Origin of the sequence: Nocardia amamiensis, from assembly GCF_015477605.1 — a bacterium.
In the GTDB taxonomy this organism is placed as follows: Bacteria; Actinomycetota; Actinomycetes; order Mycobacteriales; family Mycobacteriaceae; genus Nocardia; species Nocardia amamiensis_A.
Map to the genome: position 1 here is coordinate 1 of NZ_JADLQX010000045.1, position 23,402 is coordinate 23,402.

The following is a 23,402-nucleotide window of genomic DNA, read 5'->3' on the forward strand; positions in this document are numbered from 1 at the left end:
AGCCGGAAAATTAGCTGACAAAAAATGCCCGACCCTCCACACGGGGAGCGGAAGGCCGGAACCAAAAAATATTTGGCACTGACATTCATCGACACACTATTGAGTTCTCAAAGAACACACGCACACACATTCACTCCGGATTTCACCGGACTTTCAGTGAGGCAACCTATCCAGGTTAGCCCAGCCGTTCACCCGATCAAAATCGGGGTCCCGATCAAGCTAGTGTGATCGCCAGGCGCTCCTCGTCCTACCTCGTTTCCCGGTCCCTCCACTCGGCGTTTCCGCTTCGCTTCTCGGCTCCGGGTCGGTGTCCGTGTCGCTCTGACTTGGAATAAGTTACGCGGCGGATTTCACTTCGTCAAATCGCCTGCGCAGCGCGAAATTTCGCAGGTCAGAGAGGTGCGATCGCCGGAACGACGGGCTGGATGGCACGAATGTGATCCAAGCCACCACAAGATCGTTCCGGAGCGCTCGCGGCACTCGCTCAGTTCGCGAGGGCGTGGGCGGCGCCGCGGTGCAGCGGTACGGGAGCGGTATCCCTCGCGGTCTGCCTGCTGATACCTTTCGCGGCCGAATTGGCCTGTTCCAGTTGGGTTTTGCGGTCGAACAAGGTCTTGGTCAGCACGCACGCGAGATCGGCGTCCAGGTCGTCGCGGACGAGCAGGACGTTCGGGACGACGATCGTCCTCACCTCGGCGGGCAGGCCGTACGCGGCGGCGGGAATGGTTCCCGCTTCGTAGACGGGATTGATCTTGCGCAGGCTGTTCAGCTGATCGGTGACGTCGAGGAATCGCATGCGGTCCCCCGCCACGGTGAACAGATCGGTGATTCCCGGCGTTGGCAGGCCGCCGGAGAAGAACATGGCGTCGATCGACCCGTCCTTCATGCCGTCCACGGTCTTGGTCAGATCCAGCCGCTGGGCGGAGATGTCGCGATCGGGGTCCAGACCGGCGGCTTGCAGTATCCGCTGCGCGATCACCTCGGTGCCCGACTTCGGCGAGCCCGTGGAGACCCGCTTGCCACGCAGGTCGGCCACCGAGCTGATGCCCGCGTCCCGGCGCACGACCACCTGGGTGTAGTTCGGATACAGCCGCGCGAGCGCCTGCACCGGCTGTTTCTTGCCCTCGAAACTTCCGGTGCCGAGCACGGCGTCGGCGGCGCTGTCGGCCAAGGAGAACGCCACCTGATAGCTGCCCGCGACGACCTGCTGGATGTTCTGCACCGATGCACCGGTCTCGGCGGCGGTCGCCTTCACCTTGCCGTCGGTGGCCTGGGCGACCTGGTCGGCGTAGGCGTTGCCGAGCGCGAAGTAGACCCCGGTGGCGTTGCCGGTCGCGATGCCGACCCGGGTTTCTCGCTCGAGCGCGCAGGTGACCGCCGCGCCCGAGTCCGTCTGCGGAGCGTCCCTGCGGCCACCGCAGCCCGCGAGCAGTGCCGCCGCGATCGTAATGACGGCGAATACCATTGCGGCTCTTCTCATGTCGTTCTCCTTCGCGACAGCAGAGTGATCCCGGCGGCCGCCAGCAGGGCGCACGCCCCGATGATCAGCGCGGCGGGCGCCAAGTACAGCAGCGTCAACCCGCCGAGGGCGGCCAACGCGCGGGCCGCGAGCGGCGCGGGTCCGATGCCGGGGAACCAGCCGCCGGTGGCCGCTGCCAGCGCGGCGACACCGACGCACGCGACCACCGTGGTCCAGAGGATGCCGAGGATCGGCCCGCGCCCGAGCAGGTATTCGCCCGGACCGGTGAGGACGAACACGATCGGCACCAGGAATGCGGGCAGGGCGTACTTCAGGGCCTGCCACATGGTGGGCACGGTGCGGGCTCCGGTGATCGCGGCGGCGCCCACCGCCGCGAGTGCGGTCGGCGGCGTCACCTCCGAGAGCACCGAGTAGTAGAAGACGAACATCGCGGCCGCGGGCGCGGGCACGTCGAGGGCCAGCAGCGCCGGGCCGATGATCGCCCAGCCGATGATGAACGACGCCGTGACCGGCACCGCGAGGCCGAGCAGCGCGAGCGCGACGGCGGCGAGCGCGACGGTGCACGCCAGCACGACGGTGTGGTTGTCCGACAGCGCCTTCGCTGCGCGCACCAGCAATGCCGCGAGCTGTGCGCCGAGGCCGGTCTTGGTCGTCATCGCGGTGATGACGCCCGCGGCCGCGCACACCGCGACCACCGGCAGCGCCGAACGAACGCCGCTGCCGACCGTGGCGAAAACCAGGCGCGGCGACCGGGCGGCGGCTCTGGTCCGCGCGTCGAAGAACGCCAGGACGAACGCCAGCGCGGTCGCGTAGACCACCGCTCGCGTCGCGCTCATCCCGATGAGCAGCAGCACGACAATCGCGATCAGCGAGAGGAAGTGATAGCCGAACCGCAGCAGGAGCCGACCCGCCGAAGCGCCGCCGATCTCGACCGGTTCGGTGCCCAGCCTGCGCGCATCGATCTCGACGGCGAGCAGGATGCCCAGGTAGTAGAGGAGGGTCGGGATCAGCGCCCAGCCGAGCACGGTGACATACGAGACCTCGAGGTATTCGGCGACGATGAACGCCGCGACCCCCAGCGTGGGCGGCGACAGAATCGCGCCAACGCCCGCCGCCGCGAGCATGCCGCCCGCCTGTTCCGGCGGATACCCCGCGCGCCGCAGGATCGGCCAGGTCACCGCGCCCACGCTCACCGCGGTAGCGGTTCCGGAGCCGGATACCGTGCCGAGCAGGAAACCCGAGGCCACGGCGGTGCGTCCGGCGGCACTGCGCGAGCGCCGGAACGCCGCGACCGACAGATCCACGAAGAACTGCGCCGCACCGGAGAACTCGAGCACCGCGCCGTACAGGGTGAACAGCACGATGTAGGTGGCCGCGACATCGAGCGGGGTGCCGTAGAAGCCGCTGCCGGAATTGAACAGGGCATCGATGATCTGGCCGAAGTCCAGACCGGCGTGCGCGATGCTCCATTCCTGCGGCAGCAGCCCTCCGTAATACCCGTAGGCGAGGAAGACCAGGCACACGGCAGGCAACACCCAACCCGTCGTGCGCCGGCATGCTTCCAGGACGAGCACCAGCAACACCGTGCCGACCGCGACGTCGACGGGATCGAGCAGTCCTTGCCGATCGAGGAATGCGTCGTATCCGCCGCCACCCGAACCGATCGTCATCGGGGCTACGGGATACAGACAGACCGCCAGCGCCACCATCGCCAGCAACCAGTCGACGATGCCTGGGTGGTTGCGCCGATCCAGGAAGCGAAAGCCCGACCCGTAGGCGAGAAAGACCGTGGGCAACGTGCCGGCCAGGAAGATGACCAGGTAGTACTGGCTACCCTGCGGCAACGGCCGGAACACCTGCCACAGCACGAGAATCGCGACAGCGAACGCGGCGGCGGCGACCAATCGCTCCGCCCAGCCGCTCAGTACCCGCGCGGGCCGCTCCTCGTCGTCGAACTCCACGACCGGCGGGCGCTTCTGCTCGTCCACCCGAGCGCCCAGCGTGTCCGACATGGCGAGACGATAGCAACACACGCACGCCTGTGTACCGGCTTTGACGTTGTGCTACCGATATTCTCGCGGGTCGTCCGTCGGCAGCAGCAGCGCGGCTTCGGCCTGTCCAGCGGGTGGATCGTTTGTTCGGTGATGGTCGGTCGGCTCCATCACCTTTGATCGACAGCGCCGGTTCGACGCCGTACCGGGCGGGGATTTCCGGCCGCGCGAAGTAGTTTGGCGCCGAGTGTGCTCAGCAGGTCTTTCATTTCCTGGGGTTCGACGACCTCGAACTCGAGGTCCAAGTGCGCGATGCGGAGGGCGGTCCACTCCAAAGAATCCGCCGATGTGCGCAGCAGGCAGGTCCGCGCGTCCACCGCCTCGATCTCCTCTGCACGAACCCGGAACGATTCGATGAGCATGTCGGCGGAGGCGTGGACGCGCAGGACCACGTGGCGGGCCGGGCGGGAGCGGGCCAGCTGGCTGGTGACAAAGCTTGCCGCGTCTGCGGTGGGCAATGTTCTTGGCGTGCAACGTATTCCGGTGGGATGCGGGGAGGTCACGCGGTCCACGCGGAAGGTGCGCCAGTCGGTGCGGTCCACGTCCCAAGCCACCAGATACCAGCGGCGGCCCGCGGAGACCAGGCTGTGCGGCTCGGCGAGGCGGCTGGTTTCGGCGTCGGCCTTGTCCCGGTAGCGGAAGCGGATCCGCTCGCCGTCGCGCGCGGCGGCGGCCAGGACGACGAGGATCTCGGGGTCGATCACCGGCCCGGCGGCGGGACCGGCGAGCGACACGGTGGCGGAGTCGATCGCGTCGACCCGGCGCCGTAACCGCGACGGCAGCACCTGCTGCAGTTTCACCAAGGCGCGGGCGGCCGATTCCTCGATACCCGCGACCGCGCCTTGGGCCGCCCCGCGCAGGCCGAGCGTGATCGCCACCGCCTCCTCGTCGTCGAGCAGCAGCGGAGGCAGCGCGGCACCCGCTTGCAGCCGGTATCCGCCGACCGCGCCGAGGCTCGCGACCACCGGATACTCCAGCTCGCGCAAGCGCTCGACATCGCGGCGCACCGTCCGCACCGTGACTCCGAGCCGTGCGGCCAGTTCCGGACCGCTCCATTCGCGGCGGGTCTGCAGCAGCGACAGCAGCTGCAGCAGGCGCGCGGCGGTCTGGGTCACGCGATCCAGTATGGCCGCGAACGAGGACAGAAACCGACCTCATGGCCTCCTAGCCTGGGGGCCGTGCATGCAGATCGAGACACCATCAGGATCATCGGGGCCCGCGAGAACAATCTCCGCGACGTCTCGCTGACCATTCCCAAGGGCAGGATCGTGGTCTTCACCGGCGTCTCCGGTTCGGGGAAATCGTCGGTGGTCTTCGGGACCGTCGCGGTCGAATCACAGCGGCAACTCAACGAGACCTTCACCTGGTTCATCCGCAATCGGCTGCCCAAATACGAGCGGCCCGAAGCCGACGTGATCGACAACCTGGCGCCCGCCGTCGTCGTCGACCAGAAGCCGATCGGCGGCAATTCGCGTTCCACGGTCGGGACCATGACCGACATCCAGTCGGTCATTCGCGTGCTGTTCTCCCGGCACGGTGTGCCCAGCGCGGGCGAGGCCACGCGCTATTCGTTCAACGACCCGCTGGGCATGTGCCCGGCCTGCGGCGGGCTGGGCCACGTGGTGCGTCCGGATCTGGACAAGCTCGTCGACCCCGGCAAGTCGCTCAACGAGGGCGCTATCACCTTCGCTCCCTTCGCGATCGGCACCTTCCAATGGCAGCTCTACGCCGAGTCCGGATTGTTCGATCCGGACAAGCCGCTCCGTGAGTTCACCCCGGAGGAGTGGCATTTGTTCTTGCACGGCAACGGTTTCCGGGTACCACGGCGGAACAGGAACGGGTCGGCGGGCAACAATGCCTACGAGGGACTGCTGGAGCGAGTCGAACGGCTCTACATCAAGCGCGATCTCACCGCGCTGTCGGACAAGAACCGTGCGGCCGCGCAGGCGGTGGTCACCGAGGAGATATGCCCGGACTGCGGCGGCGCGCGGCTCAACGCCGCCGCGCTCGCGAGCCGGATCGATGGGCTCGGCATCGCCGACTACGGCCGGCTGGAGATCACCGACCTCATCGAGGTGCTGGCCGCCATCGACGATCCGGTCGCCGAGCCGATCGCGAGCGCCGCGATCGCCCGGTTGCGCCGGATCGAGGAGGTCGGCCTCGGGTATCTCTCGCTCGATCGGGAGACGTCGACGCTGTCGGGCGGCGAGGCGCAGCGTCTCAAGGTCGTGCGGCACCTCGGCTCCAGCCTGACCGGGATGACCTACATCTTCGACGAACCGAGCGTCGGCATGCATCCGCGTGACGTGGGCCGATTGAACAATCTGCTGATCCGATTGCGGGACAAGGGAAATACTGTGCTGGTGGTGGAACACTCCCCCGATGTGATCGCCGTCGCCGATCACGTCATCGACATGGGTCCCGGCGCGGGCTCGCACGGCGGGCGGGTGGTATTCGAGGGCACGGTCGAGGCGTTGCGCCGCGCCGGCACGTCCACCGGCGAGCGATTGCGCCGGGTGCGCCGGGTCAAGGAGCACCCACGGCGGCCGACCGGATGGTTGACCGTCACCGATGTCGACACCCACAACCTGAAGAATCTCACCGCGCGGTTTCCCACGGGCGTGCTCACCGCGGTGACCGGCGTCGCGGGCTCCGGAAAGAGCACGCTGGTCTCCGGCGCGTTCGTCGCGGCGCATCCGCAGGTCATCGCGGTCGACCAAGCGGCGATCGCCGCTTCCCGGCGCTCCAGCCCGGCCACCTATCTCGGCATGATGGATCCGCTGCGTCAGCTGTTCGCCAAGCGGCACGGCGTGCGACCGGGCATGTTCAGCTTCAACTCCGACGGCGCGTGCGACGAATGCGGTGGCGCCGGCGTGATCTTCACCGACCTGGCCTACATGGACCCGGTCACCACCGTGTGCCAGATCTGCCACGGACGCCGGTACCGGCCGGAGGTGCTCGCATACGAGATCCGCGGCGCGTCCATCGCCGACGTGCTGGAGATGACCGCCGAGGAGGCGCTAGATTTCTGGGACGAGCGGGATGACCAGCGGATTCGCATGCCGTTGCGGTCGCTGCTCGATGTCGGGCTCGGCTATCTCACCCTCGGCAGATCGCTCAGCTCCCTTTCCGGAGGGGAGCGCCAGCGTATCAAACTGGCCGATCACCTCCATCGCCGCGGCGAAGTCTACGTCCTGGACGAACCGACCACCGGGCTGCACATGGCCGACGTGGACATCCTTGTCGCGCTGCTGGACCGGCTGGTCGACGCGGGCAACACGGTGATAGTCATCGAGCACGACCTGGACGTCGTCGCCCGCGCGGACTGGGTGATCGATCTCGGGCCGGACGGTGGAAAGCACGGTGGGGAGATAGTTTTCGCGGGAACGCCCTCGGCGTTGCTGGCGGACGGCCGATCCATCACCGCGGACTATCTGCGGCGCAGCGTGGGTGCGTGTGCTGAAATCCGCGAGACCGCAGGTCCCGCGGCGGCATCATGAAGGTATGACGACGCGCGAGGTGGTCCGGGCGGGGGCATTCGCGCGGATCTACGACCCGAGCGTCGGGGAGCCGGATGCGTGGTACATCAACGACCACACGCTGGTTCGCGACCAGGCTGGGCGATGGCACCTGTTCGGGATCACCCATCGGGAGCCTGCGGACCCGTTCGACGAAATCGAGTTCGCGCACGCCTGCGCCGACCGGTTGCACGGGCCGTGGGCCAAGCACCCGTCGGCTTTACGGGTCGATCGAGACTACGGGGAGACACATCTGTGGGCGCCGTACGTGGTCGGCGCGCACGGCCAGTACTACATGTTCTACGCCGCGGGCGGCGCCGACCGCACCGCCGCGGCCATGAACCTGGCCACCTCGACCGACCTGTTCCAGTGGACGAGACTTCCTACCGGTCCACTGTTTCACGACGGCTACGACGCTCGCGACCCGATGGTGGCGCGTGTGGGCGACCAGTGGGTGATGTACTACTGCGCCACCAGCGCCGCCACCGGCGGTCATCACGTCGTCGCCTATCGCACCAGCACCGACCTCGTGCACTGGGGTGAACGCCACATCGCCTACACCGACCCGGCCAAAGGCACCGAAGCGGGCAACACCGAGTCTCCGTACGTCCTGCGGCACGACGGCTGGTGGTATCTGTTCATCGGCCCCCGCCCGGATTACGTCGGCACCGACGTCTTCCGCAGCGACAGCCCATTTCGCTTCCGCATCGGGGACAAGGTCGGCCATATCGCCGCGCACGCGGCCGAAGTGGTCCGCGAGGACGGCCGCTGGTGGATCACGAGTGCGGGCTGGGGTCAGGGTGGTGTCCAGCTGGCGCCACTCGCCTTCCCGCAGTCGTACGTCATCAAAGCTGTTCCGCGATAGTCGCTCCGACGTACCGATCTCCTTCGGAGTCGATGTGCGTGGTATCGGTGCCGGTCCGCAGCGGCGCGAGCGCAGCGCTCCAGGCGACGAGCTGATCCAGCGTCTTGTTCAGGCCGGTGACATGGTGGTCACGTGGTGTGAAGGTGGTGTAGTTTTCGAAATCGGTGAGCAGCGAGATCGCGACCTGATAGCCCACGTCGGCCATGCCCAGCGTGCCGCATACCGTCCGCAGCTGTACTACGGCGCGGGCGCCGCCGCCAGCGCCGTAGGAGACGAATCCGACCGCCTTGTCGCTCCATTCCGCGCACAGGTGGTCGATGGCGTTCTTCAGAACTCCCGGGGCGCCGCCGTTGTATTCCGGGGTTACGATCACGAAGCCGTCGAATGGGGCGATCCGCTCGGCCCAGGCGCGGGTGTGCTCATGGATGGAGGGGCCGAACATCGGCGGCGCGGGCTCGTCCAGATGCGGTAGCGGGTGATCGCGCAGATCGATCAGTTCGAACTCGGCGTCGCCGCGCTGCGATGCCGTGGCCAGAACCCACTGGGCGACCTGCGGACCGTTACGGTTGGGCCGGGTACTGCCGAGGATGATGCCGATTCTGATCATTTTCCCAACTCCTGCTCTGCTGACAGTGTCACGACCTACCGACGACACAGCCGTCCGGAATGTCAGGCCTCCGCACAACTCGGGTCGCTGATTCTTCGATCTCGGTGAGGGACACTGCGGTGTCGAAGAGGTTCCGCGGTAAGCGGTCCGAAGCACCGGCGAGGGACTCGATTTCCGCAAACGCGCCAACGAGCCCGGCCGTGGCTGGTATCTGTTGATCGAGTCGAACTCTCCGACCATCCCCAACGGGAGGGACCGGCATGGCCCGTATCGGCGTTATCAGTGTTTCCGATGGCCGCGACTATGTGCATGCGGGCATCGCCGATTTCATCATCTCGACCGAGGACCGTCTGGTGGCCGCACTCACCGCGGCGGGACACGACGTGGTCCGCGGCGCGGCACCGATCAGCGACAATGCATCGGCGAGCTCGGTGGCGCGCACGGTCGCCGCGGCGGGCGTGGATCTGACCGTGCTGCACTACGCGGTATGGGCGTTCCCGCATTTCACCATGCTGGCGGCGGGCGCGACCCCAGGTCCGCTGCTGCTGCTGTCGAACATCGATCCCGTGCAGCCAGGCATGGTGGGGATGCTCGCGGCTGGTGGCGCACTGGACCAGATCGGGCGCAAGCACAGCAGGTTGTGGGGCGATCCGTCCGATCCGGAGCTGGTCGAAGCCATCGGCGTGCGGGCGCGGGCCGCGGCGGCCGTATCCGGTTTGCGCGGTGCGACATTCGGCCGCTTCGGTGGGCGGCCGATGGGCATGAACACCGCGGTCGCCAACACCGATCAGTGGCAGCGGCGCTTCGGCATCGATGTCGAGGAGATCGATCAGTGGGAGATCGTGCGCCGCGCCGAGCTCGCCGACGCCGGGGAGGCGAAGGCGGCGCGCGAGTGGCTGGAGCGGCACACCGCGGGCGTGCACTACGACGGCGCGAAGCTCACGCCGGAGCTGCTGGAACGCCAGATCCGGTCGTACCTGGCCGTGCGCGAGCTGATCGCGGAATGGCGACTGGATTTCTCCGGCATCAAGGGGCAACCCGAACTCACCCAGTACTTCGCCACCATGGACGTGACGGAGGCGTTCCTCAACGATCCCTACGACTGGAACGGTCCGAAAGAGCCGCACGTCTGCGCCACCGAGGCGGACATGGACGGCGCGCTGACGATGCAACTGCTCAAGCGGATCGCGGGAACCCCGGTGCTGTTCGCCGACGTCCGGCACTATCACGCGGACCGGGACATCTGGGATCTGTGCAATTCCGGTCAGCACGCCACCTGGTTCGCCGCGCGCAGCGCCGACCCCGCGGAGAACCTGGCGAAAGTGCACCTGTATCCGGAGGTGTTCTTCTTCCCGGCGGGCGGCGCCTCGGTGCACCATCTGGCCGCGCCGGGCCGGATGACCCTCGCACGACTCACCCGGCTCGACGGCGAGTACCGCATGCAGCTGATGCTCGGCGACTTCGAAGCCTACGACCAGCAGACCAACGACGCGCTGATGAAGCAGTCGACCTGGGAGTGGCCGCACGCTTTCGCCCGGCTCGACGCGCGAGCCGACGATTTCTTGAACCGCTTCGGCGCCAACCACATCCACGCGATACCCGGCGATCACCGGGCCGCGGTCCGAGCCGCCTGCGAACTGCTGGACGTCACGCTGGACGAGTTCACGCGGTGACGATGTTTCTCGGCATCGATATCGGGACCTCGAGTTCCAAGGGTGTGCTGGCCGACGCCGACGGGACGATCGTCGCCAGAGCCGAACGCGCGCACGACGTCTCCATGCCCTATCCCGGGTGGGTGGAGCACGACGCGGAGACCGTGTGGTGGGCCGACTTCGTCACGCTCGCCCGGGAGTTGGTGCGCGCGGCCGAGGGCGCTGCGCTCGACGGGCTGGCGGTGTCGGGGATCGGCCCGTGCCTGCTGGCCGCCGACGCGGAGGGCAATCCGCTGCGCCCGGCCATCCTGTACGGCGTCGACACCCGGGCCGCCGTCGAAATCGCCGAACTCGCCGAGGAATTCGGGGCGCAAGCGGTGCTCGACCGCGCGGGGTCGCCGCTGACCAGCCAGGCCGTCGGCCCCAAGGCCAGGTGGCTGGCCCGGCACGAGCCGGAAGTCGCCGCGCGCACCGCCATGCTGCTGATGGCGAGTTCCTTCCTGGTGCACCGGCTGACCGGCCGGTACGTTCTCGACCATCAGTCGGCCAGTCAATGCGTGCCCCTGTACGACCTGCGTGCGCGCGCGTGGGCGACCGACTGGGCCGAGCAGGTCGTGCCCGGATGGTCGCTGCCGGACCTGGCTTGGCCGACCGAGATCGTGGGCCGGGTAACCGCCGACGCGGCGGCGGTCACCGGACTACCGACGGGACTGCCGGTCACCGCTGGGACCATCGACGCATGGGCCGAGGCAGCCAGTGTGGGCGTTCGCGCCCCGGGCGATGCGATGATCATGTACGGCACCACGTTGTTCCTGGTGCAGGTGCTCGCCGATCCGCGCCCGCATCCCGGCCTCTGGGGCACCTGCGGCGCCTGGCCGGGCACGTACACACTCGCCGCGGGCATGGCCACCTCCGGGGCGGTCACCGACTGGCTGCGCAAGCTCGTCGGCGGCGAGTTCACCGACTTGGTCGCGGCGGCCGCCGACGTACCGGTCGGCAGCGAAGGGTTGCTCGCGCTGCCGTACTTCGCCGGCGAGCGCACTCCCCTGTTCGATCCCGACGCCCGGGGCATCATCGCCGGATTGACGCTGCGGCACGGGCGCGCCGAACTGTATCGGGCGGTGCTGGAAGGTACCGCCTACGGCGTGCGGCACAACCTGACGGCCATGACCGAGGCAGGCGGCCGGGCGGCGCGTCTGGTCGCGGTGGGCGGCGGCACCAAGGGCGGATTGTGGACGCAGATCGTCTCCGATGTCACTGGCTTGGAGCAGCAACTACCCGCCGACACCGTGGGCGCCTGTCTGGGCGACGCTTTGCTCGCGGCCGAAGCCGCCGGTGTCGACACCGCGGGGTGGAATCCTGTCGTCGATACGGTGCGGCCTCATCCCGACCGCACCGCGAAATACGAGGAGTACTACCGGCACTACCGCGAACTGTATGAATGCACGACGAATATCGCGCATTTCCTCGCGGCCGAACACCACCGCACCGGCACATCTTCCTGATCGCGAATATCCATGCGACGATGCAGGGTCAACGCGCAGAACCACTCGAGGATTCCATGCCGACAATCACCTTGACCCAGCACAATTTCGATTCCGTAGTCGCGTCCAACCCGATCGTGCTGGTCGATTGGTGGGCGGGCTGGTGTGGGCCGTGTCATCGTTTCGCGCCCGTGTACGAGGCGTCCTCGGACCGGCACCCGGAGATCGTGCACGGCAAAGTCGACACCGAGGCCGAAGTCGCGTTGAGCGCCGGCGCACAGGTCACCCAGTACCCCACGCTGATGGCGTTCCGGGAAGGGTTGCTGGTGTATTCCGAGGCGGGCGCGTTGACGCCGGACGCGCTGGAAGACCTGGTGCAGCAGATTCTCTGGCTGGACATGGACCAGATTCGCCGTCGACTGGCCGAGCAGGACGCGCGAGAACTCGCCACCACAGGAGCCTCCGCCACCGCACGCCGGGCCGGACCCGCGCCCGTCTCGCCCCGATACGGCTGGCCAGGGCTGTGACCACGCCGGGCGCGGATCTGTGGCGGCTGGACGGCGCGCGAACGCGGTCGGTCAGCGCCGAGAACCCGACCGGCGCCCGGGGCGCAGGCGCACGTGCGATCGATGGCACCGGCGCGCACGCGGCTCGATTGCTGGGCGCCGGGTGGAAGGTCTCGCCCTCGATCGCGCTCGCCGACGGCGAAAACGCCACGCTGGCCGATGTTTCCGGCCCGGGAGTGATCCGGCACTTCTGGTTGACCACCGAACGCTCCGTGTTGTGCTCGCTGACGCTGCGCATGTACTGGGACGACGAGCCGCGGCCCGCGATCGAGCTGCCGCTCGGTGATTTCTTCTGCAACGGATGGGGCGAGCTGGCGCTGCTGGCCTCGGAGATGGTAGTGGTCGCCCCCGCGGGAGGACTGAACAGTTACTGGCCCATGCCGTTTCGGCACCGGGCGCGGATCACGCTGGAGAACCGCTGCGGCCGGGAAGTTCCGGTCTACTACCAAGCGACCTACACCGAGGAGGATGTTCCGAACGCCGCCGGTTGTCTGCATACCCGGTGGTCGCGTACGGCTCGCTTGGGCAATCCGGCCGTGCACACGATTCTGGACACGGTCCCGGGGCCCGGCCGCTACGTCGGCACCTACCTCGCCATTCGCCCCAGCGCGCCGGGATGGTGGGGCGAAGGCGAAGTCAAGTTCTATCTCGACGGCGACGCCGAGCACCCCACTATTTGCGGCACAGGCACCGAGGACTATTTCGGCGGCGCCTGGAATTTCGACCTCGACGGGACATATCGGACATATTGCACCCCGTATCTGGGGTTGCATCAGATCCTGCCGCCGGACGAAATCTATCAACCGGACCAGCGCTTCGGAATGTACCGCTGGCATGTGCGCGATCCGATCTGTTTCGAGCGCGATGTGCGCGTCACCGTGCAGGCACTCGGGTGGCGGGACGCGGAAACCTATCTGCCACTGGAAGAGGCCGAGATCGCGACGACCGCGTGGTGGTATCAGTCGTGAGCCGATGATTCCGGCGGATCGGGTTCCAGCGCCAGCAGCTCGTCGGCGCGGGCCAGTGCCGCGTCCATGCCCGCGGTCAGATCGCCCATCGCGGTGAGGCCGTCCAGCAGTCCGGTGAGTTCGTCCCGCATGGCACGCAGTTCCGCGATCGCCGGATCGACCGGGTACCACGCGACCGCCTCGTGCCACCACGGATCGTCGGACAGCCAGGCCCACAGCACGTCGCGCACCAGCACCGGGTCGGAGGTGTACATCTGGAAGGACTCGGTCGCCGACCCGGCCCGGTGCTCCAGTTCGTAGAGGCCGTCGGGCAGGCGCGTGGCCCGGATGTCGTGTAGGTCGGCGCGGCTGAGCTCGAGAATGGCCTGGTCCTCGCGGGGCGGTTCGTCCAGCATGTTGCCGAGCGCGTCCTCGGTGAGTTCCGGCAGCGGTGTCCCGTCTCCCGCGCAAATGCGCACGTCGGTGGGGTCGATGCTCATCGCGACAGTCTGCACGATGGCGCGGCCGTTTCCGCGAAATGCTGCGTGGCGCGGCGATTCGGGTGCAGGGTGTGGAGATGTCTGTGCTGCGAACGGTCGGCAGGTTTCCCGTCGGGATCGGCGATATCGGCCGAAACGGATCAAGGCTGGACGCATGACGACGGTCGCGGGAGTGGACAGCTCCACCCAAGCGTGCAAAGTGGTCGTCTGCGACGCCGAAACGGGTACCATCCTGCGCCAGGCGCAGGCGCCGCACCCCGCCGGGACCGAGGTCGACCCCACCGCTTGGTGGGACGCCTTGCGCAGCGCCGGGGCTGGATTACTCGACAGCGTCGACGCGATCGCCGTCGCGGGGCAGCAGCACGGCATGGTCGCCTTGGATGCGACGGGCATCCCGGTGCGTGCCGCGTTGTTGTGGAACGATGTCCGCTCCGCCGAGGCGGCCCAGGAATTGATCGCGGAGCTGGGCGGACCGCGGGCCTGGGCAGACGCGGTCGGCAACGTACCGGTCGCGGCGTTGACCGTCGCCAAGCTGCGCTGGATGGCCGATCATGAGCCCGAACTCGCCGACCGCTCCGCGCGGGTCCTCCTGCCGCACGACTACTTGACTTGGCGGCTGCGCGGCGGGGAGCCGGGACGCATGCCGGAGCCGACCACCGACCGCGGTGACGCTTCCGGCACCGGGTACTGGTCACCCAGCGACGGCGCTTACCGCGAAGACCTGCTCGCCATGGCCTTTCGCGGACGCACGCCCGCGCTCCCCCGAGTGCTCGATCCGGCCGAACCGGCGGGCAGGACGCCATCGGGTGCGCTGGTCGCGGCGGGAACAGGGGACAACGCCGGGGCCGCACTGGGTTTGGACATCGCCGAAGGTGACGTAGTGGTCTCCCTCGGCACCAGTGGTACGGCCTACGCCCGCACCACTCGCGCGAGCGCGGACCCGAGTGGCGCGGTCGCCGGATTCGCGGACGCTACCGGCGCATTCCTCCCGCTGGTCTGCACGCTCAACGCGGCCCGCATCCTGACCTCGACCGCGGATCTGCTCGGCGTGGACCTTCCCACCCTCGAATCGCTTGCCGCACAGGCCCCGGCCGGCGCGGATGGCGCGGTCCTCGTGCCCTATCTGGCAGGTGAACGTACACCCAACTTGCCGCACGCCACGGGCAGCCTGCACGGATTGCGCCCGGACGCCATGCGTCCCGCCACCGTCGCCCGCGCCGCCTACGAAGGCATGCTCTGCCATCTCGCCGACGCGCTGGACCATCTCACCGGCATCGGCGTGACGCCACGACGCGTGCTGCTCATCGGCGGCGCGGCTCGCTCGCCACTGGTCGCTGCGATCGCCGCCCAGGTTTTCGGCGTCACGGTGACGGTGCCGGAACCGGCCGAGTACGTCGCACTCGGCGCCGCCCGGCAAGCGGCGTGGGCGCTCAGTGGTGCGCCCCGACCGCCGACCTGGAAGGCGCGCAAGGCCGCGGAGATACCCGCTCCCGCCGACGCCGCGGTCGGGCAGCGAATCCGCGCACAGTACCAGCAGGCACGCCAGGCGCTCTACGACTGACGCGCCGGCCGGATCATCGACGCCAGTCTCTGAATCTCTCGCTACACGCGGCTTTCGGCTTCCTGCGCGACGGAGGCAGTGCGAACGATCGAGGAGTGCGCCAGCCACAACGGCCACGCCGACCTGCTGCGCGAGCGGATCGATGGATTCACCGGCGACCGACGGCCCGGCCTCGTGATCGCGGCGCCATCGATGCCAGGGGCCGATTCACCAGATCCGCACGAGAGCGGCCTGGTGGTTCCGCGGCCGTCTGATTCGATGCGACAGTAGTGAACTGCACGCCACCGCCCCGGCCTCGCGTGGACATAGGAACCGCCGCCAGCTCGCGCAGATATGCCTCGGTTTTGTCGTCGGCGGGAAAGTAAGCCTCCACCGCGACCTCGTCGAGCGTGATGTCGAAGACCGCTCCGAACGTGGTGACCGTGCTGAAGAAGGACAGTTCGGCGTCGCGGTGGCACAACCGGATCGGCAGCATGATGGCGCCGGGTTCGATGTCGGCGCTGCCCGGGACGCCGTAGCACCGCAGCTCCTCGTGCAGCGCGGTGAGCTCGGGATCGCCGGTGGCCATGACTTGGCGGGCGAGCCGGGGCAGCAGGAAGCCGCGCACCTGCTCCAGGTTGCGGAGCCGGGATGCGAATCCCCTGGGGTGCAGACCGAGTCGCATCATGTTGATCGGCGGTTCGAGCAGGCCGGGATCGACGTCGTCGAAGAAGACTTGCACGCAGTCGTTGGCTTGCACGAGGTTCCAGTGCCGGTCGACAGCCAGCGCCGGATACGGCTCGTGCAGGTGCAGCACTCGCTGGACCGCGTCGCGGGCGCGCCGCAGTGCGGGAGCGGTCCAGTCGCGGCCGTGGAACTCGGGAGCGTATCCGGCGGCGATCAGTAGGCGATTGCGTTCGCGGAGTGGAACATTCATCTGCTCGGCCAGGTGCAGCACCATGGAGCGGCTGGGCGTCGTCCGCCCCGTCTCGACGAAACTGACATGCCGGGCGGACACATCCGCCTGAATAGCCAGATCCAGCTGGCTCAACTTCCGCCGATGCCGCCACTCCCGCAGCAGCTCGCCGACTCCCCGATCACCGGTCATCGGCCCAGTATCGCGGCGGTGTTGTCGCGTCCGCCATTACATGGCTGGTAATCGACGCCGCCACCGGCCGCTGCGAGTCTCGTCGCCATGACGGACAACAACCTGGCAGTACGCAACAAAGAACTGGCTCTGCGCGGATTCACGGAGTTCGCGGCCGGCGACATCGAGATGCTCCGCGACCTCCTGCACGACGACTTCATCGAGCACAGTCCCGGAAATCCCTCCGGCAAGGATGCTTTCCTCGAGTTCATCGCGCAGGCTCCCGTCGCCGGTTCGCGGCTCGAGCTGGCCAGGGTGATCGCCGACGACGAGTACGTGGTCATGCACTACCGCATGGTTCCGCCCGGCGACGTACGTGGCATGGCCGTCGCCGACATCTGGCGATTCGCCGACGGGAAGATCGTGGAGCATTGGGACGTCGTTCAGCCGGTGCCCGAACCCGCGGAGGTACCACACGGCATGTTCTGAGGCCTGTGTGCTCTGGACACGATCAGAAGCCGCACCACGGTGGTAACGCCGCTGTAATCGCCACACCGCAAACGCGTGTGAGCATGCAACGAAATCGCCTACCACCGAAGGGAATCCGGCTCCGTGTGGCAGCTCTATCGAGCGGTACTCTGCACCGAAGACCATCGCCTGCTCGGCTATGTCGAGGCGGGCGCGAAACTCATGGAACACGCCAGGATCGGTCACCATGTCGTCCAAGGAGTCGAGCGGCTGCTCGATACGCCCGCCCGGGTGGTGTGGGCGGGTCAGGCCGCGCCGCGAGGTCAACCGGACAGCGAAAACCTTTACCTAGCCGCGAATTCCGTCGCGGCACTGGCGGCACCCGAGCACGGTGCCGTCGGCCGGTACCTGCTCAATCACGACCTGCGAGTCTTCGTGGACAAGGCGACCGTGCTGGAAAACGACGCACGCCATCGCATCCATCCGCTGCCTGTGCTCACCGCGGAACCCGCACCGGACACCAGCCGCACTGCCGGCGACCACACCCTCCTCGGCTCTTGGGCGTATGCGTTGGTGTCGGTGCGCGACATCGTGCCGGATGGATTCGAACAACTGAAGTTCGACCTGGTCGAACGGCGCAACTGATCGTTCAGTGCCGAGCCGTGTCCTCCGGCGAGCTGGAGCGGTATTCGGCCTCGGCGAGCTCCTTCAGGTTCAGCAACTGCTTGCGCATCATGATGACGTCACCGAGCGCCAGCGCGACGGCGATGGGTTTCGGTCCGCCGAAGCGAATCCGCGCCACCAACCTGGTCCCCGTTCCTTCGGGACGCACCGCATAGGTGACGCAGATCTTGCCGGTGATCAGCGTGATATGCCGCCCGAGGACGAAGGAGTCCAGATCGAACTGGGACATGAACCGCTGTCCCACTGCCAATTCGGTCAGCTGCGGATCGCGCAGGCGCGGGCTGGGCTTGCCGAAATTGTCCAGCAGATCGTAGCTGTAGGGAGCGATGCGCAATTGGCACAGCCAGGCGAAAACGAGCGCGGGCGGCGCGGCGATGCTGATCGCGCGATCGGCCTGAAAGCCGCCCGGCTGCCGGTCGTCGCACGGTAGCGGGGCCTCGCGCTCGGCTTCGGTCGCGCCCCATACCGCCCCGGGAATCATGCCGCCGCCGCGATTCGGCGCAGCATCCAGCGCACGGTCATCCGGTGGCCGCCGGTGCCGATGACCAGCGCGCGATAGATCTTGCCGGGCAGCCCGGGGAACTCGGCGAAGCTACGCGCGCGGACACGCGTCCGGCTCGGACCCTCCTCGTCCAACTCGAAGACCAACTGATACTTCGAGAACCAGTGCTCGCCCCGAATCGCCAAACGATGCGGCTCCTCCGCGGATTCCAGGGCGAATCCATTTCCCACCGATGATGGATCGTGCGGATCTTTGCAGACCACTTTCAGCACCGCTTTCCACGCCCGATCCCGGTTCGCGTCGACCGATCTGGCATGCTCATCTATATAGGGCAACCGCTCCATATAGAAGGAACGTACTAGTACATGGCCCCACCACGCAAGCACGACACCGACGTGATCCTCGACGCAGCACGCTCCCTGGTGCTCGCCGACGGACCCCGCGCGGCCAGCGTGTCGGCGATCGCCGAGGCCAGCGGCGCTCCAGTGGGCACGCTGTATCACCGCTTCGGCAACCGCAACGGTGTGCTCACCGCCGCGTGGTTGCGCGCGCTGCGGCGTTTCCAGGACCGCACCCTGGCCGCGGCCGAGGAGTCCGACCCGGTCGATGCCGGTGTCGCGATGGCGCGGGCCGCCCTGCGGTTCGGGCGCGAATTGCCCCAGGACGCGCGGCTTCTGCTCAACCTGCGGCCGAGCGATCTGCTCGACGGCGGCCCCGACGTGGAGTTCAACGCCACCTTGGCCGAGATGAACGCACCCTTGATCGAGCATCTGCGTCGCATCACGGACGCGTTGTTCGGCCGCGCAGGCGAGCGCGAGATCGACGCGGTCACCCGTGCGATAGTCGACCTTCCTTACGCGGCGCTGCGTCGCCACGCCCACGCCCCGTCGCTGCCCGGCTGGCTGGAAGACGACGTGACCGCCGCCGCTCGCACCCTGCTGACCTCCTACCGGGGCTGACCCCAGCTACTCCGGCGGCTCAACCGGTGATCAGCGCGGGCGTGAGTTCGTCGAGACCGGAGATCACCCGGCAGGCCAATCGCATGGCGTCGGGGGCAGGCGGGTATTCCGGTCGCGGGGCCGCGATGACGCGCATCCCCGCCGCATGCGCCGAGCGCAGCCCGTTGCTCGAATCCTCCACGGCCACACAGTCGGTGGGCCGCTGACGCAGGAACGTCGCGACCGTCAGGTACACGTCCGGCGCGGGCTTGCCCCGATCGACCTCCTCGGTGGAGAACGTGACGGTGAAGAACTCGATCAGACCGGTGCGGCCGAGCACGCTGTCGATCAGGGCACGCGGCGACGAGCTGGCCAGCCCGAGCGGCCAGTGCTCGCTGATCCGCTGCACGGCCTCGACGGCGCCCGGCAGCAGCGGGACGGCCTCGCCGTAGCGTTCGGCCATCCGCTCGACGACCTCACGGGCGACGGTCTCCGGCGACTCCCCGACGCCGAGTTCGCCGCTGAGGTACTCCGACCATTCACCGGTGCTCATCCCCATCAGCCGCCGCTGGGTGTCGGGCAGCCACTGACCACCCTTCTCCGCGACGTACGCCCGCCGCACCCGCTCCCACACCGGCTCGGAGTCGATCAGGACGCCGTCCAAGTCGAAGACGACCGCCGTAATTCCCATGCACACAAAGCCTTTCACCAGACGAAGACGTCGATCGACGCCGAATCCCGTACTCGACCGCCGGAACCACACCGGGTCACCAGCAGGTACGCGATAGCCGATCGCGTTCCAGCCTAGGCGGCTGCCTCTCCTTCGTTCGGCTGGCACGCGGTGACGACGGACCAGGTCCTGTCTCCCAATAGCCCGAGCTGTCCGGCCCCGCCGCGTGGGGCTGGTCGCGAATCATGTTCCCCGTGGCGACGCCGGCGAGTGATCGGTATCAGGCGTTGACAGACAAGCAGCGGGCTCCTACCCGATATCGACTACTCGGGCCCATGCGGGCGGCGCGTCCGGAACGTAATCGGGATCGTGTTCGCGCCAGGAAGCGGCGTGCTGCCGACGAAACAGGCCAAACCACCGTCCGGCACGGTGGCCGTCTGGTCGGCCAAGGTGTCTGGCCGTCGGTCAGGATCACGAGCACATCGGGGCGGTGTTGGGCTCGCAACGCCTTGGCGATGTCCGTGCGCAGGTCCGTGCCGCCGCCGCCAACCAGCGGAATTCGCCCGGCGCGACACAGCGGGTGCACGATCCTGGCCGCCGCGTCGCACGGCGGCACGGTGACCAGGTCGCGGCGGCCGCCCACGGCACGGGAGCGCGACTCGACCACGCACAGGGCGTACACGGCAGTCGCCAGATAGGGCCGGGCCCTGGCGGCGTGCGATCGGGCGGCGAAGAGCTTGTCGCGGTCCAGTGTCCCCGGCACATTCGCGGTCATCGGCCTGCCTTCGCGGCGACACGCCCGGGGTGCCTGATCCGCTTCCCGAGACACCGATACCACTCCGGCGAGTTCCTCGTGGACGGCGATCGATTCGGCGCGCCGCGGGCGCATTTCCCCACACTCATCCCCCGCCCAGCGAGCATTCACCGGGCAACCGATAACGTGTTCTCATGAACGAACCGCAGACCGGCGACGCGCTGCCGAGCAAGGAGCACCACGAGGGCGGTTTCCGCCCGATGCCGGAGCTCATCGCCGCCCACGAGGCCGCCAAGGACGACATCTCCCGCGGCGGGCCGCACTACGGCCAGTTCATCGAACAGGTCCGCGGCCTGATGGACCGGGTCCGCCTGGCCAGCCCCTCCGACGACCTGGCAGTAGAGGCGATCGGCCTGCTCAAGCAGCTGAACGACAAACTCGACGACGCCCTCGTGGACGAATGGTCGACCCCGAACTGGACCCGCTTCGACCTGCCCGCCCGCGGCAACATCACCCTGCCACCGTTCGTCATCGACCATGTCGGCGAACGCGGCGTCGACGCCCGCGTCACCTTCCGCACCTACCACCTCGGCGGCAACACCGCCGCCCACGGCGGCCAGATCGCCATCGCCTTCGACGACCTGCTCGGCATGGCCGCCGCCGTCCACGCCGGCGCGGTAACCAGAACCGCCTCCCTCACCGTCGACTACCGCTCCATCACCCCGCTGAACACCGAACTGAAGGTGCGCACATGGGCCGAACGCCAAGAGGGACGCAAAGTCTACGTTCGCGCCACCTTGCACGACGGCGAGCGCCTGTGCGCCGAGGCGAACGGCCTGTTCATCGTCCTCAAACCTGGTCAACCCTGACTGGTCTCGGAGGACCATTTCGTCGGATGACCGCCGGTTAGGAGTCTCCCACCTACTTCATCAGTCTCAGCAGGCCGAGTTGCGGTTCGAGTGCGCCGTCCTGGCCGAGCGCCAGGAAATCTGCCTCTACAGCCGAGCGCTCGAGCTTCCCAGCGCGTACCGCGCCGTAGCGGACGAACGACCAGAGGAAGACATCGAGATTGTCGAAGCGGGTGCCGCCTTCGAGCACCTCCTCCTCGTGAAACCACACCGCCACTTGTCCATTGGTGAGTACGACATACAGATTGCCGCCCCCGTCCGCACCGATCGAGTAGACATCCTCGTCGGTGAGCTCTGTCGTGTAATCCGAATCGACGATGCCGCAGTCGTTTCCGGCGAAATCGAACCCATAGGACCAGTCGAAGATGTCCAAGAACTGCGGCAACCGGCCCGAGCGCACCCGGCGGTCCAGCGCGGCCAGCGCCGCAGCGTCCGCGGGAGCCAGACGCGCGAGAAACGGCGCCACCGGCCGGGTCTGCTCGGGAAGCTGGACGGGTGCGGTATCAGGGAACCAACGCGCCAGGTCGGTGTCGAGGTCGCGATCGGTGTAGCCAACCAGGTCGGCGAGGGTGAGCGTCACGCGAAGATTGTAGAAGTAGCTCAGCACATGCCGTACTGCCGATAGACGAGAACCTCCGCTGCGCAAAACATCCGGAAAGCGGTATACCACTCTGTCAGCAATGTTCACCCGGCACTGGCCGTGAGACGAGAGCCGATGCGGCCCAGGGCATCCTGTAATACCGAATACCGTGCATGGCGGTGCTTCGTTTGTCACCCGATGTTGGCGCAGTGACTGCTGGTATCGGGCAGGTTACTGGCCCTGAAGCGAGGTACGCGGGCGCATGGCCTTGGATCGACCGTGGCTGCCCAGTCTTCTGGTGATTCACTTCATGGGCCGAGACGACCTCCGTCCGGCCGCCTCGACCACCGCGTCCGCGGCTCGCTCCGCTCTCTCGCGGTGCTTCGGGCCGGCCCGGAACGCGATGATCGAGAACATGGCCAACAGGAACCCGATCAGGATGAATTCGAGCACGTACACCGTCCGATCCAGGCCAGTCCATGTGCTGGTGGCGTCCTCGTTCCACACGCCATCGATCCCTAGTCCCACGACCGCGGAGCTGAAGCCGAAAACTACCGCGGCAGCCAACACGTAATAGCCCTTCAGGAACCAGCTGTGCCATTTGTTCGCCCGGTCGGTGTTGTAGAGCAGTTCAGTGGAATGCAGCCCCAAAGCCACATGGCGCAGGTCGACGCCCTTGCCCTCGCGGAAGTGCCGGGGATCCAGCTCAGGCTTACCGCCATCGGGATGGTGGGCCGGAACGTAGGCCGACAGCGCTGGGTAGAGAAGCCGCTCCAACGTCCTGCCCGAGGTGGCGCGAAGCCCCTGGTTGTAGCCATGGATGGTGTAGGTGAGCAGCAACAGCAGCGCGGGAATCGGGAGTGCTGTGAGGATGATTGGTGCATCGACCTCGTTCTTGCCGATCAAGGTCGTCACCACACCTAGGTAAGCCATGAGTGCAACGACCTGTGCGAAACCAGAATTCATCATGGCCGCCGAATCGGAACGCTCTGCGGCATACATCCCCAGCAACACCTTCAGCGCATCCTCATCTGGTTGCGCCGCAGACGATTTCCACTCCGCCATGAGCAAAGTATTCACCGTCGTTGAGCCTGCGGGGTGGCAATCGGGTGTCGCCGGTCGAGCGAAGCCGGTCAGCAGTGAGATCAGCGATCGGTCCGCAGGGCCTCCCCCAGGCAAGTCGCTGCCCACCGAATCGATCCGGTAACGGCGCGAGGCGCGCGCCGTTCGAAGCGGCCACGGAGCACCCTCGAACCTCCACGGCGAAGTCCATCTCGGCATCGGCAACGCTCTGCAATGCCGCATAGCGCGCTGCTCGAACCAGCCGGCGCGGGGGCGACCTTCAGGTGGCTGAATCTATTCGAGGCCGACCCGAACACACCGCTGCATGACGATGACCGTGCAGCGGCCCCTTGCTCGGAGACCGACTTGGCTACTCTGCGGCTTTGTCGGTGCTCGATTGTGTAATGAGCCATCGACCAGGCGTTTCGAGGTTGTTGGCAGTCATCTCGTCGAGAGAACCACGTCCAGGATCCCGGTCGCCGACTGGCCCGCGACCTGTGGGTTCGTGCTGAAACCTGGGATCGGTAGGTGGCGCGGGC

23 protein-coding genes and 1 pseudogene are annotated in these 23,402 nt (G+C 67.5%); 12 read left to right on the top strand and 12 right to left on the bottom strand.

Annotation, left to right across the window (positions count from 1 at the left end):
* Positions 1-484: 484 nt before the first annotated feature.
* The 3 genes from IU459_RS33785 to IU459_RS33795 all read right to left on the bottom strand — a co-directional run bounded on the left by IU459_RS33785 (position 485) and on the right by IU459_RS33795 (position 4,646).
* Positions 485-1,480, bottom strand: coding sequence for a TAXI family TRAP transporter solute-binding subunit (locus IU459_RS33785; RefSeq protein ID WP_195133665.1), 996 nt, complete (start codon positions 1,478-1,480; stop codon positions 485-487).
* Positions 1,477-3,492 carry a TRAP transporter permease gene (locus IU459_RS33790; protein WP_195133666.1) on the bottom strand — a complete coding sequence of 672 codons (2,016 nt, stop codon included), beginning with the start codon at positions 3,490-3,492 and terminating at the stop codon, positions 1,477-1,479. Before IU459_RS33790 ends, IU459_RS33785 begins: the two co-directional genes overlap by 4 nt.
* A gap of 149 nt (positions 3,493-3,641) precedes the next feature.
* On the bottom strand, positions 3,642-4,646 hold the full coding sequence (locus IU459_RS33795; RefSeq protein WP_195133667.1) for a helix-turn-helix transcriptional regulator: 1,005 nt from the start codon (positions 4,644-4,646) through the stop codon (positions 3,642-3,644).
* Between the two features lie 63 nt (positions 4,647-4,709).
* On the opposite strand from IU459_RS33795, the gene IU459_RS33800 reads away from it, so the two are divergent.
* Positions 4,710-7,031, top strand: a complete 2,322-nt coding sequence (locus tag IU459_RS33800) for an ATP-binding cassette domain-containing protein (RefSeq protein WP_195133668.1) — start codon at positions 4,710-4,712, stop codon at positions 7,029-7,031.
* A gap of 4 nt (positions 7,032-7,035) precedes the next feature.
* Positions 7,036-7,914 carry a glycosyl hydrolase family 32 gene (locus tag IU459_RS33805; protein WP_195133669.1) on the top strand — a complete coding sequence of 293 codons (879 nt, stop codon included), beginning with the start codon at positions 7,036-7,038 and terminating at the stop codon, positions 7,912-7,914.
* Here IU459_RS33805 and IU459_RS33810 read toward each other — a convergent pair.
* Complete coding sequence (locus IU459_RS33810; protein WP_195133670.1) at positions 7,895-8,521, bottom strand: NADPH-dependent FMN reductase; 627 nt, start codon at positions 8,519-8,521, stop codon at positions 7,895-7,897. The two genes, IU459_RS33805 and IU459_RS33810, sit on opposite strands and share 20 nt — an antisense overlap.
* Positions 8,522-8,781: 260 nt before the next feature.
* Here IU459_RS33810 and IU459_RS33815 point away from each other — a divergent pair, with 260 nt between their 5' ends.
* Genes IU459_RS33815 through IU459_RS33830 form a run of 4 tightly spaced genes read left to right on the top strand, consistent with a single transcriptional unit; the run spans position 8,782 to position 13,191 of the window.
* The gene (locus IU459_RS33815; RefSeq protein ID WP_195133671.1) at positions 8,782-10,194 is read left to right on the top strand and encodes an L-fucose/L-arabinose isomerase family protein; all 1,413 of its coding nucleotides are present in this window, start codon (positions 8,782-8,784) and stop codon (positions 10,192-10,194) included.
* Positions 10,195-10,196: 2 nt separating this feature from the next.
* Entirely contained in the window at positions 10,197-11,678 is a 1,482-nt protein-coding gene (locus IU459_RS33820) for an FGGY-family carbohydrate kinase (protein WP_195133705.1), read from the top strand.
* Positions 11,679-11,734: 56 nt separating this feature from the next.
* Positions 11,735-12,184 carry a thioredoxin family protein gene (locus tag IU459_RS33825; RefSeq protein ID WP_195133672.1) on the top strand — a complete coding sequence of 150 codons (450 nt, stop codon included), beginning with the start codon at positions 11,735-11,737 and terminating at the stop codon, positions 12,182-12,184.
* Entirely contained in the window at positions 12,181-13,191 is a 1,011-nt protein-coding gene (locus tag IU459_RS33830; RefSeq protein ID WP_195133673.1) for a glycoside hydrolase family 172 protein, read from the top strand. The genes IU459_RS33825 and IU459_RS33830 overlap by 4 nt, the downstream gene beginning before the upstream one ends.
* Here the strand turns inward: IU459_RS33830 and IU459_RS33835 are convergent.
* Entirely contained in the window at positions 13,182-13,670 is a 489-nt protein-coding gene (locus tag IU459_RS33835) for a hypothetical protein (RefSeq protein ID WP_195133674.1), read from the bottom strand. The two genes, IU459_RS33830 and IU459_RS33835, sit on opposite strands and share 10 nt — an antisense overlap.
* A gap of 154 nt (positions 13,671-13,824) precedes the next feature.
* Here IU459_RS33835 and xylB point away from each other — a divergent pair, with 154 nt between their 5' ends.
* Both xylB and IU459_RS39875 read left to right on the top strand, forming a co-directional pair.
* Positions 13,825-15,231 (top strand): xylulokinase, encoded by a 1,407-nt coding sequence (xylB, locus tag IU459_RS33840; protein ID WP_195133675.1) that lies wholly within the window; start codon positions 13,825-13,827, stop codon positions 15,229-15,231.
* A 78-nt stretch (positions 15,232-15,309) separates the two neighbouring features.
* Positions 15,310-15,369, top strand: a pseudogene (locus IU459_RS39875) (mycothiol transferase); the annotation flags it as partial.
* A 10-nt stretch (positions 15,370-15,379) separates the two neighbouring features.
* On the opposite strand, the gene IU459_RS33845 reads toward IU459_RS39875, so the two are convergent.
* Positions 15,380-16,318: a helix-turn-helix domain-containing protein gene (locus IU459_RS33845; RefSeq protein ID WP_195133676.1), complete on the bottom strand. Its 939-nt coding sequence runs from the start codon at positions 16,316-16,318 to the stop codon at positions 15,380-15,382.
* Between the two features lie 87 nt (positions 16,319-16,405).
* Here IU459_RS33845 and IU459_RS33850 point away from each other — a divergent pair, with 87 nt between their 5' ends.
* The gene (locus IU459_RS33850; protein WP_195133677.1) at positions 16,406-16,786 is read left to right on the top strand and encodes a nuclear transport factor 2 family protein; all 381 of its coding nucleotides are present in this window, start codon (positions 16,406-16,408) and stop codon (positions 16,784-16,786) included.
* Positions 16,787-16,909: 123 nt separating this feature from the next.
* Positions 16,910-17,410: a hypothetical protein gene (locus IU459_RS33855; RefSeq protein ID WP_195133678.1), complete on the top strand. Its 501-nt coding sequence runs from the start codon at positions 16,910-16,912 to the stop codon at positions 17,408-17,410.
* A gap of 4 nt (positions 17,411-17,414) precedes the next feature.
* Here the strand turns inward: IU459_RS33855 and IU459_RS33860 are convergent, their stop codons facing one another.
* Together IU459_RS33860 and IU459_RS33865 are read right to left on the bottom strand one after the other, a co-directional pair.
* Positions 17,415-17,930, bottom strand: coding sequence for a hypothetical protein (locus IU459_RS33860; protein ID WP_195133679.1), 516 nt, complete (start codon positions 17,928-17,930; stop codon positions 17,415-17,417).
* A complete protein-coding gene (locus IU459_RS33865) occupies positions 17,927-18,295 on the bottom strand; it encodes a hypothetical protein (RefSeq protein ID WP_195133680.1) in 369 nt (122 codons plus the stop codon). The genes IU459_RS33860 and IU459_RS33865 overlap by 4 nt, the downstream gene beginning before the upstream one ends.
* Positions 18,296-18,316: 21 nt before the next feature.
* Here IU459_RS33865 and IU459_RS33870 point away from each other — a divergent pair, with 21 nt between their 5' ends.
* Positions 18,317-18,910 carry a TetR/AcrR family transcriptional regulator gene (locus tag IU459_RS33870; RefSeq protein WP_195133681.1) on the top strand — a complete coding sequence of 198 codons (594 nt, stop codon included), beginning with the start codon at positions 18,317-18,319 and terminating at the stop codon, positions 18,908-18,910.
* A gap of 19 nt (positions 18,911-18,929) precedes the next feature.
* On the opposite strand, the gene IU459_RS33875 is transcribed toward IU459_RS33870, so the two are convergent.
* Together IU459_RS33875 and IU459_RS38930 are read right to left on the bottom strand one after the other, a co-directional pair.
* Positions 18,930-19,580, bottom strand: a complete 651-nt coding sequence (locus tag IU459_RS33875; RefSeq protein WP_195133682.1) for an HAD family hydrolase — start codon at positions 19,578-19,580, stop codon at positions 18,930-18,932.
* 259 nt (positions 19,581-19,839) lie between these two features.
* Positions 19,840-20,334: a VWA-like domain-containing protein gene (locus IU459_RS38930; RefSeq protein ID WP_324199130.1), complete on the bottom strand. Its 495-nt coding sequence runs from the start codon at positions 20,332-20,334 to the stop codon at positions 19,840-19,842.
* A gap of 173 nt (positions 20,335-20,507) precedes the next feature.
* On the opposite strand from IU459_RS38930, the gene IU459_RS33885 reads away from it, so the two are divergent.
* Positions 20,508-21,182: a PaaI family thioesterase gene (locus tag IU459_RS33885; protein ID WP_195133683.1), complete on the top strand. Its 675-nt coding sequence runs from the start codon at positions 20,508-20,510 to the stop codon at positions 21,180-21,182.
* Between the two features lie 52 nt (positions 21,183-21,234).
* Here the strand turns inward: IU459_RS33885 and IU459_RS33890 are convergent, their stop codons facing one another.
* Positions 21,235-21,801, bottom strand: a complete 567-nt coding sequence (locus IU459_RS33890; RefSeq protein ID WP_195133684.1) for a hypothetical protein — start codon at positions 21,799-21,801, stop codon at positions 21,235-21,237.
* Between the two features lie 303 nt (positions 21,802-22,104).
* Positions 22,105-22,866: a hypothetical protein gene (locus IU459_RS33895; protein ID WP_195133685.1), complete on the bottom strand. Its 762-nt coding sequence runs from the start codon at positions 22,864-22,866 to the stop codon at positions 22,105-22,107.
* Positions 22,867-23,402 lie beyond the last annotated feature (536 nt).

Bases quoted from the DNA above. Each gene is read 5' to 3' on its own strand.
- IU459_RS33785 (WP_195133665.1), bottom strand. From the start codon at position 1,480: ATGAGAAGAGCCGCAATGGTATTCGCCGTCATTACGATCGCGGCGGCA.
- IU459_RS33790 (WP_195133666.1), bottom strand. From the start codon at position 3,492: ATGTCGGACACGCTGGGCGCTCGGGTGGACGAGCAGAAGCGCCCGCCG.
- IU459_RS33805 (WP_195133669.1), top strand. From the start codon at position 7,036: ATGACGACGCGCGAGGTGGTCCGGGCGGGGGCATTCGCGCGGATCTAC.
- IU459_RS33810 (WP_195133670.1), bottom strand. From the start codon at position 8,521: ATGATCAGAATCGGCATCATCCTCGGCAGTACCCGGCCCAACCGTAAC.
- IU459_RS33815 (WP_195133671.1), top strand. From the start codon at position 8,782: ATGGCCCGTATCGGCGTTATCAGTGTTTCCGATGGCCGCGACTATGTG.
- IU459_RS33820 (WP_195133705.1), top strand. From the start codon at position 10,197: ATGTTTCTCGGCATCGATATCGGGACCTCGAGTTCCAAGGGTGTGCTG.
- IU459_RS33825 (WP_195133672.1), top strand. From the start codon at position 11,735: ATGCCGACAATCACCTTGACCCAGCACAATTTCGATTCCGTAGTCGCG.
- IU459_RS33835 (WP_195133674.1), bottom strand. From the start codon at position 13,670: ATGAGCATCGACCCCACCGACGTGCGCATTTGCGCGGGAGACGGGACA.
- xylB (WP_195133675.1), top strand. From the start codon at position 13,825: ATGACGACGGTCGCGGGAGTGGACAGCTCCACCCAAGCGTGCAAAGTG.
- IU459_RS33845 (WP_195133676.1), bottom strand. From the start codon at position 16,318: ATGACCGGTGATCGGGGAGTCGGCGAGCTGCTGCGGGAGTGGCGGCAT.
- IU459_RS33850 (WP_195133677.1), top strand. From the start codon at position 16,406: ATGACGGACAACAACCTGGCAGTACGCAACAAAGAACTGGCTCTGCGC.
- IU459_RS33860 (WP_195133679.1), bottom strand. From the start codon at position 17,930: ATGATTCCCGGGGCGGTATGGGGCGCGACCGAAGCCGAGCGCGAGGCC.
- IU459_RS33865 (WP_195133680.1), bottom strand. From the start codon at position 18,295: ATGGAGCGGTTGCCCTATATAGATGAGCATGCCAGATCGGTCGACGCG.
- IU459_RS33870 (WP_195133681.1), top strand. From the start codon at position 18,317: ATGGCCCCACCACGCAAGCACGACACCGACGTGATCCTCGACGCAGCA.
- IU459_RS33875 (WP_195133682.1), bottom strand. From the start codon at position 19,580: ATGGGAATTACGGCGGTCGTCTTCGACTTGGACGGCGTCCTGATCGAC.
- IU459_RS38930 (WP_324199130.1), bottom strand. From the start codon at position 20,334: ATGACCGCGAATGTGCCGGGGACACTGGACCGCGACAAGCTCTTCGCC.
- IU459_RS33885 (WP_195133683.1), top strand. From the start codon at position 20,508: ATGAACGAACCGCAGACCGGCGACGCGCTGCCGAGCAAGGAGCACCAC.
- IU459_RS33895 (WP_195133685.1), bottom strand. From the start codon at position 22,866: ATGGCGGAGTGGAAATCGTCTGCGGCGCAACCAGATGAGGATGCGCTG.